This is a genomic window from Burkholderia sp. WP9, assembly GCF_900104795.1.
Taxonomy (GTDB): domain Bacteria; phylum Pseudomonadota; class Gammaproteobacteria; order Burkholderiales; family Burkholderiaceae; genus Paraburkholderia.
The window spans coordinates 1-9893 of record NZ_FNTG01000006.1; the positions used below are offsets into that span (position 1 = coordinate 1).

The 9893-nt window shown below is 59.8% G+C and carries 16 protein-coding genes; 8 read left to right on the plus strand and 8 right to left on the minus strand.

The genetic code is table 11. From position 1 onward, the window contains the following. The first annotated feature begins 73 nt into the window (after positions 1-73). The 3 genes from BLW71_RS40535 (at position 74) to BLW71_RS40545 (ending at position 1277) form a co-directional block, all read left to right on the plus strand. Positions 74-676, plus strand: coding sequence for a nucleotide-binding protein (locus BLW71_RS40535; RefSeq protein WP_177205254.1), 603 nt, complete (start codon positions 74-76; stop codon positions 674-676). Beyond that, on the plus strand, positions 673-981 hold the full coding sequence (locus tag BLW71_RS40540) for a hypothetical protein (RefSeq protein WP_091810489.1): 309 nt from the start codon (positions 673-675) through the stop codon (positions 979-981). Before BLW71_RS40535 ends, BLW71_RS40540 begins: the two co-directional genes overlap by 4 nt. Positions 982-1052: 71 nt before the next feature. Next, complete coding sequence (locus BLW71_RS40545) at positions 1053-1277, plus strand: hypothetical protein (protein ID WP_091810491.1); 225 nt, start codon at positions 1053-1055, stop codon at positions 1275-1277. Between the two features lie 321 nt (positions 1278-1598). Here BLW71_RS40545 and BLW71_RS40550 read toward each other — a convergent pair whose 3' ends face one another. After that, positions 1599-1997, minus strand: coding sequence for a hypothetical protein (locus BLW71_RS40550; protein ID WP_091810493.1), 399 nt, complete (start codon positions 1995-1997; stop codon positions 1599-1601). 325 nt (positions 1998-2322) lie between these two features. Between BLW71_RS40550 and BLW71_RS41965 the strand changes: the two genes are divergently transcribed. Continuing rightward, complete coding sequence (locus BLW71_RS41965) at positions 2323-2466, plus strand: hypothetical protein (protein ID WP_177205255.1); 144 nt, start codon at positions 2323-2325, stop codon at positions 2464-2466. Between the two features lie 128 nt (positions 2467-2594). Here BLW71_RS41965 and BLW71_RS41450 read toward each other — a convergent pair whose 3' ends face one another. Continuing rightward, positions 2595-3017, minus strand: coding sequence for a hypothetical protein (locus BLW71_RS41450; protein WP_143048479.1), 423 nt, complete (start codon positions 3015-3017; stop codon positions 2595-2597). Here BLW71_RS41450 and BLW71_RS41455 point away from each other — a divergent pair. Next, on the plus strand, positions 3006-3362 hold the full coding sequence (locus BLW71_RS41455; protein WP_143048480.1) for a hypothetical protein: 357 nt from the start codon (positions 3006-3008) through the stop codon (positions 3360-3362). The genes BLW71_RS41450 and BLW71_RS41455 overlap by 12 nt on opposite strands. A gap of 7 nt (positions 3363-3369) precedes the next feature. On the opposite strand, the gene BLW71_RS40560 is transcribed toward BLW71_RS41455, so the two are convergent. The 4 genes from BLW71_RS40560 to BLW71_RS40580 all read right to left on the minus strand — a co-directional run bounded on the left by BLW71_RS40560 (position 3370) and on the right by BLW71_RS40580 (position 4680). Next, the gene (locus BLW71_RS40560; RefSeq protein WP_091810498.1) at positions 3370-3564 is read right to left on the minus strand and encodes a hypothetical protein; all 195 of its coding nucleotides are present in this window, start codon (positions 3562-3564) and stop codon (positions 3370-3372) included. 22 nt (positions 3565-3586) lie between these two features. Then, positions 3587-3883, minus strand: coding sequence for a hypothetical protein (locus tag BLW71_RS40565; RefSeq protein ID WP_091810500.1), 297 nt, complete (start codon positions 3881-3883; stop codon positions 3587-3589). Further along, positions 3876-4049, minus strand: a complete 174-nt coding sequence (locus BLW71_RS41970) for a hypothetical protein (RefSeq protein ID WP_091810512.1) — start codon at positions 4047-4049, stop codon at positions 3876-3878. The genes BLW71_RS40565 and BLW71_RS41970 overlap by 8 nt, the downstream gene beginning before the upstream one ends. Positions 4050-4410: 361 nt before the next feature. Continuing rightward, a complete protein-coding gene (locus BLW71_RS40580) occupies positions 4411-4680 on the minus strand; it encodes a helix-turn-helix transcriptional regulator (RefSeq protein WP_091810502.1) in 270 nt (89 codons plus the stop codon). Between the two features lie 225 nt (positions 4681-4905). Between BLW71_RS40580 and BLW71_RS40585 the strand changes: the two genes are divergently transcribed. Further along, positions 4906-5874: a phage portal protein gene (locus BLW71_RS40585; RefSeq protein WP_091810504.1), complete on the plus strand. Its 969-nt coding sequence runs from the start codon at positions 4906-4908 to the stop codon at positions 5872-5874. Positions 5875-5886: 12 nt separating this feature from the next. Continuing rightward, on the plus strand, positions 5887-6153 hold the full coding sequence (locus tag BLW71_RS42895) for an ogr/Delta-like zinc finger family protein (protein WP_091810505.1): 267 nt from the start codon (positions 5887-5889) through the stop codon (positions 6151-6153). Here the strand turns inward: BLW71_RS42895 and BLW71_RS40595 are convergent. After that, a complete protein-coding gene (locus tag BLW71_RS40595; RefSeq protein WP_091810507.1) occupies positions 6090-6794 on the minus strand; it encodes a recombinase family protein in 705 nt (234 codons plus the stop codon). The two genes, BLW71_RS42895 and BLW71_RS40595, sit on opposite strands and share 64 nt — an antisense overlap. A gap of 143 nt (positions 6795-6937) precedes the next feature. Further along, positions 6938-7522, minus strand: a complete 585-nt coding sequence (locus tag BLW71_RS40600; protein ID WP_091810509.1) for a hypothetical protein — start codon at positions 7520-7522, stop codon at positions 6938-6940. A 1981-nt stretch (positions 7523-9503) separates the two neighbouring features. Here BLW71_RS40600 and BLW71_RS40605 point away from each other — a divergent pair. After that, positions 9504-9893, plus strand: a 390-nt coding sequence (locus BLW71_RS40605; RefSeq protein ID WP_286162301.1) for an AAA family ATPase, incomplete at its 3' end; no start/stop codon positions are given.

A 9893-nucleotide genomic window follows, 5' to 3' on the forward strand; every position in this document is an offset into this window, starting at 1 on the left:
ATTGCGCTTTGATACTTTGATACCTTGATACCAAGGGGAAGGCATGAAGAACCGGCGAATGCGGACAATATCAGTGTTCAGTCAGAAGGGCGGTAGCGGTAAGTCGACGATCGGAATTCACGTCAGCGTCGAGGCGTCGAAATCGCAAAAGACGGCACTGATTGATGCAGACGGGCAGGGCACGGGGCAGGCGTGGGCGAGCGGCCGAGCGAAAGACGAGCCGGCAGTCGTCGCCGGCGCGCCGTCGAACATTCGCGACTTGCTCGCGTCGGCCGAGGCGGAAGGTTACGAGCTGGCGATCGTCGATTGCCCGCCACACATCAACGCAGGTGCGTCCGAGCTGGTGAGCGTCGCCGATCTCGTCGTCGTGCCGGTGCAGCCCACTTTCCCCGATATGGCGGCGCTGAATCGGGCCTTGTCGGTCATTTCGGCCGCCGGCCGGCCGTTCGTGTTCGTCCTGAATCGAGCGGACAAGCGATCGCCGGAAACGCGTGACGCGATCGAGACACTTTCGCGGGTCGGGCCGGTGTGCCCGGAATACTTCGGCGATCGCAAGGCGTTCGGCCGTGCGCTTTCGTCAGGCCTTGCCGTGTGCGAATTCACGTCGAACCCCGATGACAAGGCCGCGAGCGAAGCGCGCGCCGTCTATCAATGGCTTATGGAGAGCATGCAGTGAGCACGAAGAAAACCCCGAGTTTTGGCGCGCTGAAAATCAGCGCAAACAATCCCTCGGCGGCCGTCATGCCGCCGGCCGAGCCGGCCGTCGAGCACGCGGCCGTCGAGTTCGCACCGGCCGAGAAGAAAGCCGAGGCAAGGCCGTCGAAAACCGTGCCGGTGCGTCTCACGCGCGAGCAGTGGATCGAGGCGAAAGACTTTGCGGCGCGATATGACACATCGTTGCAAGAGCTGTTCATTGTCGGCTTGAACATGGTGCGTGCCTCAAAGGGCTTGCCGCCGCTCACTGGCACCCGGTTCAAGTGATGCCGTGATGCCTTGGCATCATGGTATCAAGGCATCAAAGCACCAAAACACCAACTCGAAAGGGGACTTGAATGGGCATGATTCCTTCGCAGCTCGATTACCTTGACTCGCTCGCCGAGGCGGTGCGGGCGGGGCAGGCCGACGCACTTGCCGGCCTGTCGACCGGCGAGCGCATCTATTGCGCGCTCGCAGCGAATCGAGCCGACTTGTTGCCGGCCGGTTATACGATTGTTCAGGCGTTCGCGCGGCTTGATGACGACGCGACCGCGCTCATGAATCGGTGGGAGCACCGCTAGGGGCAAAAGCGGCTGCAGATGGGCGGTCGAAAGGATGAGGATGGGGTAGGGCAGGCCGCCGGCGTCGAAAGCGCCTGGCGGCCTTTTTTATTGGCGCGCGGAGCGCGGCGCCCGCATGCTCTGCGCGGATCAGTTGAGCACCAGGTGCGAATAAGCGAAAGTGAAGTACGCCTACCGCTCGCCGGTTGGCCCACTTCACCTATCTTGCCCTGCTGCTCGTCGCGATTTTTCCAGGATGCCCGCGAGCGGTAACACGATTTTTCCAAGTCGCCGGCAAGGTTTTTCCAAGACAAAACCACGATATTTCCGGCGCGCAGTCGACTAGCGGCGTGTCTGTCGCCGGACATCGGCTTTTTCGCTGAAGAAAACCAGCGCCTTCGTGAGCTGGTCGAGCAAGGCGCCGTCATTGCCGCTCAATGCTTCCAGCCACATTCTGAACAGTGCGAAGCCAGTCGCCAGGTGCGGCGTTTCCTTTGCCGCTTTCGCCTCGGCAATGCCGAGCTGCCGGAGGTGGCGCCGTCTCTCGGACGGTCGCGCCTGGCGAAACCTGGCCTCGCTCCCGAAGCCGTCAACAAACCGCGTATTGGCAAGGTTGATGCCGCGTCCTACTTGCCTTTGCGTCGACGCGTCGGCACGGCACAGCTCGGCCGTGACGCGCTCGAAGTCTTGCCGTAGGTGCGTGCGTTGCGAGTTCGCCCGCTTCACGAAAACCCCAAACATCGCTTCTTCTCTCATTCAATTACCGCTAGATGCGTGGCGCCGGCGCCGCACGCGGAAAACCGCAAGTGGATGTGATTCGCGGTCGCCCGCAAAGTCTCGCGGTCGCCCTCACCCTAGGCGCATCGCGTAACAAAACATGACAAATTTCGACCCGCGCCTCTTGACGGCATGCGGTCGTGATGCCGGTTCAAGCGCCGCTAGGAAAACGGTCGACATCGAATAGCAGTCGTGACGCGATCATAGGAGGCATCCAAAACGGAGGGGCCGAAGTGTTAAACAGCTTTTACCTATACATCGGCTCTAACTCTAGAAACACGTGAAGCCGATGAAATTTCTCGAAAACCTGGACCTGGCGAAGGTCATCCGCGCGTGCGGCGATTTCGTGGTGAAGCTCGATGCGCATCCCCTCGGCGCGTGCTTTTTCGTGGTCGTGCTAGTGATTGTTTGCGTCGCGTGGAAATGGCATTGACGCGAGAAGGCGGGAGAGGTGGCGGAACGGAAAACGCAGAATCCGTTCCGCCATACCCAAGGCCGGGGGGCGGGCTTGGTATTTGGCACGAGCCGGTTAAACCAGCGTCGAGCTGAGCGGCAATGTTATCACTGCACTTCGGCCGTGCGGAAACGTTTATGAATTGCCGCAGCAGAAAGCACGTCTTGTTGTTCCATCGCGCCAAGGTCCACCGTGCCGATTTCCTGCACGTAGGGCCGCGTATCGCATTGCTCCGCAAGCGCACGAAGTTCCTTGATAACGAGCTGTTCGCTCGATGCGTCGAGGTTTCCGGCTTCGCCACGTTCATACCGGATTGGGTACGGCAGACCGTTCGGGGCTTTGACAGCCATCGCGCGGGCAATTTGCTCGCCGCATTGGGCAAGCGCCGCGAGCACGTTCATTTCCGCCCAGCGTTGCGCGGCCGCCTCGTAGGCTGCCATGTACGTCCGCCCTGCGGTCGACGCCTCGGCATGGGCGGATTCGACAAGCCGGTCAGCCTCCGACAGCAGCGCGCTCAGTTGATCGACCATATCGTCAGCGTTGCGGCGATCGGAAAGTGCCTGGGTGACGTCGGCCGTTCGTGCGCCGTTCGACTGGCACACGGCTTCCGCAAGCGTGGCCTTGGCGCGCTCGCTCGCTTGCTTCTCGCCGTCGAGCTGCGTGGCGAGCGATTCCCGGTGTTTCTTCGCCTCGGCGAAAGCCTTGCCCGCGCCGTTGTCATACGTGTGTCGAGCCAGCTCCAGATTGGCGAGGGCGGCCGCATAGGTGGACTTGGCTTGTTCGTGTTTTTGTTGCAGATCGTTCATTTGATGGCCTTGGGTAGCGATGCGATGGCCGGCGCGCAGTGTCGACGCGCCGGCGTGATTCATGAATGAGGGAGGGTCAGCAGTCAGTGCAAACCGTGTTCGAAAAATTCAGCGGTCGACGGTGCGTTTCGACGGCGTTGAGTTCGTGTGCGGGGGCCGTTTTCCGCGCCTCGTTGTACGCGGTTTCGGCTTTCACCAGCTCGTCGCGCGCCGCGATGAATTTTGCCGAGGCGTCACAAGCGGCTTTGTAGAGGGTAGCGAGGTTGCTCATGTGGATCTCCATCGATCGGCGGTTAAGCGGCCGGTTTTTCGAGCTGGGAAAGCAGCGCGATAACCACGTCGAGGGATTCGAGCGCCTCGTCGAGCTGCGCGGTAAAGAAGGTCATCATGCCGCGCAGTGCCTTCGCATCGAGCGTGACGGCGGACGAATCGTCCGGCACTTCATGCGCAAGATCGGCATAGATGCGCGACAGATTGCGCGTCGTTTCGAGCGCATGATTGACCAGTGCGGTTTGAAAAATCAGCTCGGCGATATCGCTTGCATGATCGGCGGGGCTCGGAGCGATGACGGTCGATTGGGTCTTAGCCATGACGCACCCCGCTTTGTGCGAGTTCAGCAACGCGGCGCAGTGCATCGCCGGTTGCATCGAGCGCGTCCTGGTACGTGTCGGCAATCGCCGCGGCGCGCAACGCTTCGCGGACGATAGAGAGAATGAGGGGGGATTGCCCGGATAGGGCATGAGTGGGCAGCAGCATTGCGCTAACTCCTTCTGTAAGGGCCGGAAAACCCGCCGTCCCGCTCTCAAACGGGATGGGTGGGCGGACACATGACAAGGTTGAGAGACCGGTACAGAAGGCAACCGGCGTGCGCGAACGCACCCTCACCAAGGCCCGCCCATAGAAGGCACAGCGCATAGGTGTACGGACGTAAAAAAACCGCCTGCCGGCGGTCGCCCGCCTTCCGTTTTCCCGGCTCTCACCCCGGATCGCTGTTGTCTCAGCGACGGGGAAAGTATAGAGGGCACGCGATCGGTTCGCAACGCGTTTCGCACGCATGCGAAGCGATGGGGGTGCGTCACTTATGAGGTTGCAGTTAGTGTTCATCATGGGTCGAAGGTCAGGACTTGGGGCGGCACTTTGCTCGGGATGCTTTCGCACCTGGGGCGATCGCGCCGGCAGTCGATTGCCCCTGCTTGGCGATCCACGCACGCACATCCTCAACGCGCCAGGCCGACACCTTGACCGATAGCTTGACCGGCTTGGGGAAAGTACCGGACGCACATCCGCGCCACAGCGTGCTAGCTGAAAAGCCAACGATACAAAGCACTTGAGGCAGTCGAAGGAACCCCGTTTCGGGAATCGAAAGCGCGATTGATCTTTTTGCCATTCGTTAGGTTTCCTCTCAGGTCTAGGTGCAATCAACGATGTGTGTCAGGTTGTGTCAGTCCGTATCACACAGCGTCACAGCGAATGCTCTCAGGCCTGCATGCCACGCGGCAAACATCGCACGATGTACTCGTTATCAATACAGGCAATTGTGTTACTGGCGCGGCAATGCACGGCGTTATAACGACTGCGCGACATTCCCCGATAACGACACGGCAGACACATCATGAGCAACATTCAAACCTTCACGTTCGGCGATGCAGTGCCGGTAATGGACCGCGCCGAGATTCTCGACTACGTTGAAACCTGGGCGGCCGGAAAATGGTTCGAGCCGCCGGTGTCGTGGGCAGGCCTGGCGAAATCGTTTCGAGCTGGTGTTCATCATGGATCGGCGATCTACTTCAAGCGCAACGTGCTCGCGTCGACATTCATTCCGCACAGGCTGCTATCGCAAGAGGAGTTTGGAAAGCTGGCGCTTGATTACCTGGTGTTCGGCAATGGCTATCTTGAGGGGCAAAAAAGCCGCCTCGGCGATCGTCAGCCGCTCAAGCGTGCGCCGGCGAAGTACGTGCGCCGCTCGACAGACCTGCAGCGTTTCTTCCAAGTCAGCGGATGGGACATTGAGCACGAATTCGAGCCGGACTCGATCGTTCATCTGATGGAGCCGGACATTAACCAGGAGGTGTATGGACTGCCTGAATATCTCGGCGCGCTCAATAGCGCCTGGCTCAATGAGTCTGCAACGCTCTTTCGCCGGAAGTACTACGAGAACGGCTCGCACGCCGGGTTCATCATGTACATGACCGACGCCGTGAACAGTCAAACCGATATCGACGCCATGCGCGAAGCGTTGAGGCGAAGCAAGGGGCCGGGTAATTTCCGCAACATGTTCGTGTACGCGCCGAACGGAAAGAAAGACGGCATCCAGCTCATACCCATGTCTGAGGTCACGGCCAAAGACGAGTTTTTCAACATCAAGAATGTTTCTCGTGATGACCTTCTCGCCGCACATCGCATCCCGCCGCAGCTCATGGGCATCGTGCCGAGCAATACCGGGGGCTTTGGTGCGGCCGATAAGGCTGCCGAAGTGTTTGGCGTGAATGAAATCGGGTCGCTTCAACGTCGCTTCGAGCGCATCAACGAAGCGCTCGGCGATGAGGTCGTGAGATTCACCCCGTATTCCGTGATCGCGTGAGCTGGAGCCATTATGACAAGCCCGAAGTCGTTGAGACTCAAATTTGCGTGCCCACACTGCCTATCCCGCACGGTTGCGGATGGAGGCCTTGAAGTATCACCATTGCGGATCGAAATTCGTTACGCCTGTACCGATTTCGAGTGTGGGCACACCTTCACCGCGACGTTAGAGGCTGTTCGAACGTTGATACCGAGCAACAAGCCAAACCCCGATATTCACTTGCCTGTGTCGGGTTTCGTGGCGAAGGGAAAGAGAGGCGCGAAGGCTGTCACGGCATGAGGTGGATGCCGGATTGATAGCTCGGCGGCCTCTTTTTTCTCGGCGCGCTTGAGCGTGTTGTAAAGCGTGGTTTTGCTGACGCCGTATCGCTTCGCAATGCGCATCGCAGACATATCGGCGCTTTGCATCAGCACGCGTATTTCGGCGATCGCGACATCGTCGAGGGCAGGGGGCCGGCCGCCGTTGCGACCGCGTGCGCGGGCCGCTTTCAGGCCCGCAAGCGTGTTCTCGCTTATCACGTCACGCTGATATTGCGCCATCGCCGCCATGAACCCGAAAAACATGCGGCCTTGCGCGGTGCTCGTGTCGATCTTCTCTGACAGGCTTTCGAACGCGACACCGCGCGCGGCCAGCTCGTCGACGATACGCACCAGGTCGACGAGCGATCGGCCGAGGCGATCGAGCCGCCAAACGATCAGCGTGTCACCCTTGCGCAAAGCCCGCATCAGGTGCGCCAGCTCGGGCCGGCCGGTTGCCGATTTCCCGCTCGCCTTTTCTTCATAGACTTGCACGCAGCCCGCACGCGCGAGCGCGTCGCGTTGCAGCTCGAGGTTTTGATCGACCGTCGACACGCGCGCATAACCGATGCGCATGCCGCCGGTGACGATATCGAGCGTGCCCTTGTCGGATGAATCGCGCATGGTTTCCCCGTCGAGTAAATAAACCGCGTTGCAGACGTTTTATTTGCGTTGATAACTTTACTGAGTTTCTTTACACAGCAGACGAAGAAAAAGGGCGTCAAGCGCCCCTCTTGCCAGCCGTACAGAAAACGTTCGTTTTCTGGTCAGGCTTTGTGCGAGTCGAGATCTAAACGCTGCTGGCCCTGCGCTTCAAGCGCGCTCGACTTGCGGCGATACTCGCGCACGAACAAAACGCGGTTTCCTTTGAAGAAAAGCGCCGGGTTGATCCAGTAGACGGACGGCGTTTTGGGGGACAGGAAGCCGAGCGCCAGCAGCTCTTTCAGGCCGCGTCGAAAGGTTTTCTCGCTCATGTCGATTGAGTGGCCGGATAAGCCTTCATCAAACCACTTGAGGTAGACGGTATCGGCAAATCCGCCACTCATGGGCGCGTCCTGATAAACGCCTAGAACGGCCTGAAATACCTTCTGGCCAGTTTTAGTTAGGTCATAAGACGCGGCAATGCCAGCTGCGAATACCTTCACAAACTCAGCATCGTCTTTTTCCTCCAGCGTGCGGATCACGCTCGCACCCTGGATGACTCCAGCCGCATCTACCAGGTCCGTCTTTAAGCCGGTGCTGACGTAGCGGCGCTTTACTGGCACGTCGCGCACTTCGACAAGTGGATTGATATCGGGCGAATATTCGAGATAGCGCAAATTCGGTGCTTCGATCTTCCTGTCGTCGGCCATTTTTAAGTGTTCCAGTGTCCATCCAGAGACACATCGTGACGCGCAACGGACAAAAAATCAACGATTTTTGTCCAATGAGTTCCATTTTTTGTCCGTCGAGGTCCAAATTCTGTCCGTCGAGCATCGGTGCGACAAGCCTTTGCGGCCTTTGCTTCTCTCTCTTGCTTTATACGGCCGTGGGAGGCCTTTCGATGGCAGTTTCTCTTAGCACGATCGGTGTTTTCGCTTTTCTATCTCAACAAGGCAAGCGAAGCGCGTCAGGGCGGAGCCAAAGGCCGCAAGGGTTCCCTGTGGGTAACGTGGTGCAACTCGGTCTTTCGAGTTGTGCCGCGTTATCCATAGGGATGCGGGTGAACCACTGGCATTCGAACAACCGGCCGGCCGCGCGAATCCGCGGCGGCCGGTAGAAAACCACCCTTCCGCGCTTACGCGCTCCCTCCCGTGAGGGTCACAAGTGCGCGCGTCGCGCGTCACTTGACGATCAAACCATATCCAGACCAACGAACCGCGCCACGGCGCGGGCGGTCATTACACGTGATTGCTATCGGTGCCGGTCGGCGCGGCAAGCCGCCCCGACAACGGCCGACTAAATCACGCTCGCGCCGTCGCTGCGCGCCGACCCGACCGCTCAAGTCGGCGCGTCCCGCGCACCTCGTTTGATGCGATCGCGATGCAGGCGCCCAACGGTTTAGCAGCAACAGGGGTCGCTCGCGCCCTGCCCTTCCAATACCCCCCTAACCGGTCGATTCCAGGCCCTGCAACGGGCCGCCACGGGGTCGGCAGGGCACGGCTACCCCTGAGAGGCCGGCCGGCTAGGCGGCCGTTTTACGAACGATCGTCGTTCGAAGTTCGCAGTCACCCCTCCGCGCCTGCCGGCTTCTTGGGTCTCTCGTTTTGATGCAGTCAGCGCCTAGGCCGCTAAACGCCATACAGCACGGGCTTTGCGGCGATTTCGAGGCGGCCGATTTGATGCGAACCGATGCGCGCCGAGGGCAAATCGAGGCCGTCGCGAGAGCAGGCGAATTCGATAGCGTCGAAAAGCGGAATATAGGCGTTTCCGGGAGGGCGGGTTTTCCGTTGCAAGTGTGGGGTAGAGATTCGGGAAGGGGCGCGGCCGGCGTCGCATGTTGACGAGCTGCACAGGGCGCGTTTTGGAGGCTCACGGCGGGGGTACACGGAGAACACACCGGGGATTAGGGGATTGAGGGGATTTGATACGTAAGTGATTGATTTTTAAGATATTGCAATCCCCCAACCATCCCCAAAACAGCCCCAAAAGGTTGGGGAAAGTTGGGGATGAAAAAATAGGCAGGGGAAAAATCCGGGGAAACCGGGGGTGTTTATGGGGATGCGCGCATTTTCTCTTTCTGTGCTTATTCTTCTTTCTTTTCAATGATTTAAAAGAGAGAGAGGTATAGGGGCGAGAAACCGGCGTTGGGGAAAAAACTGGCAAATTTGGGGAAAAACGGGGGGCGCTTGGGGATGTATTCTCTACAATAATCAATGACTTAGCGAGATAGAAGGGCGAAATCCCCCTGTTTTTTGCGCTGCGTGGTGGTCCGGCGGGCCGAAAAAGGGGCCGCGCCGGTCGGCCGTCGCTTCTTGCCGGCCGTCAGCCTGGTGCTCGATCGCCGGATTTTGGCGGCCGTCGACGAGTCACATGCGGCCGGATCGAGGCTGCCAGTGCCAGCGGCCAGCGAGCGCGCGCACGTCGACGGGCTGCACGAGGTGCATATCGCACGGCATCGGCCGGCGGTGACGGTGCGCCGCTCGGCGCGCGTGTCTGCCCTTCCCTTTCCTGTCCGGTGCCGCCGGCGGCCGGTTAGGATTCTTGGTGTCGTGATACCACGATACCAAGACACCAAAGCATCAAAAGATTGTGGCATCATCCGCCAGACGCGCAGCTGCAAAGGCTTTGCGCGGATTGCGCTTTGATACTTTGATACCTTGATACCAAGGGGAAGGCATGAAGAACCGGCGAATGCGGACAATATCAGTGTTCAGTCAGAAGGGCGGTAGCGGTAAGTCGACGATCGGAATTCACGTCAGCGTCGAGGCGTCGAAATCGCAAAAGACGGCACTGATTGATGCAGACGGGCAGGGCACGGGGCAGGCGTGGGCGAGCGGCCGAGCGAAAGACGAGCCGGCAGTCGTCGCCGGCGCGCCGTCGAACATTCGCGACTTGCTCGCGTCGGCCGAGGCGGAAGGTTACGAGCTGGCGATCGTCGATTGCCCGCCACACATCAACGCAGGTGCGTCCGAGCTGGTGAGCGTCGCCGATCTCGTCGTCGTGCCGGTGCAGCCCACTTTCCCCGATATGGCGGCGCTGAATCGGGCCTTGTCGGTCATTTCGGCCGCCGGCCGGCCGTTC

Excerpts from the sequence above, each read along its gene's own strand:
- BLW71_RS40545 (WP_091810491.1), top strand. The coding sequence starts at position 1,053 with ATGGGCATGATTCCTTCGCAGCTCGATTACCTTGACTCGCTCGCCGAG.
- BLW71_RS40550 (WP_091810493.1), bottom strand. The coding sequence starts at position 1,997 with ATGTTTGGGGTTTTCGTGAAGCGGGCGAACTCGCAACGCACGCACCTA.
- BLW71_RS41965 (WP_177205255.1), top strand. The coding sequence starts at position 2,323 with ATGAAATTTCTCGAAAACCTGGACCTGGCGAAGGTCATCCGCGCGTGC.
- BLW71_RS41450 (WP_143048479.1), bottom strand. The coding sequence starts at position 3,017 with ATGGTCGATCAACTGAGCGCGCTGCTGTCGGAGGCTGACCGGCTTGTC.
- BLW71_RS40560 (WP_091810498.1), bottom strand. The coding sequence starts at position 3,564 with ATGAGCAACCTCGCTACCCTCTACAAAGCCGCTTGTGACGCCTCGGCA.
- BLW71_RS40565 (WP_091810500.1), bottom strand. The coding sequence starts at position 3,883 with ATGGCTAAGACCCAATCGACCGTCATCGCTCCGAGCCCCGCCGATCAT.
- BLW71_RS41970 (WP_091810512.1), bottom strand. The coding sequence starts at position 4,049 with ATGCTGCTGCCCACTCATGCCCTATCCGGGCAATCCCCCCTCATTCTC.
- BLW71_RS40580 (WP_091810502.1), bottom strand. The coding sequence starts at position 4,680 with ATGGCAAAAAGATCAATCGCGCTTTCGATTCCCGAAACGGGGTTCCTT.
- BLW71_RS40585 (WP_091810504.1), top strand. The coding sequence starts at position 4,906 with ATGAGCAACATTCAAACCTTCACGTTCGGCGATGCAGTGCCGGTAATG.
- BLW71_RS42895 (WP_091810505.1), top strand. The coding sequence starts at position 5,887 with ATGACAAGCCCGAAGTCGTTGAGACTCAAATTTGCGTGCCCACACTGC.
- BLW71_RS40595 (WP_091810507.1), bottom strand. The coding sequence starts at position 6,794 with ATGCGCGATTCATCCGACAAGGGCACGCTCGATATCGTCACCGGCGGC.
- BLW71_RS40600 (WP_091810509.1), bottom strand. The coding sequence starts at position 7,522 with ATGGCCGACGACAGGAAGATCGAAGCACCGAATTTGCGCTATCTCGAA.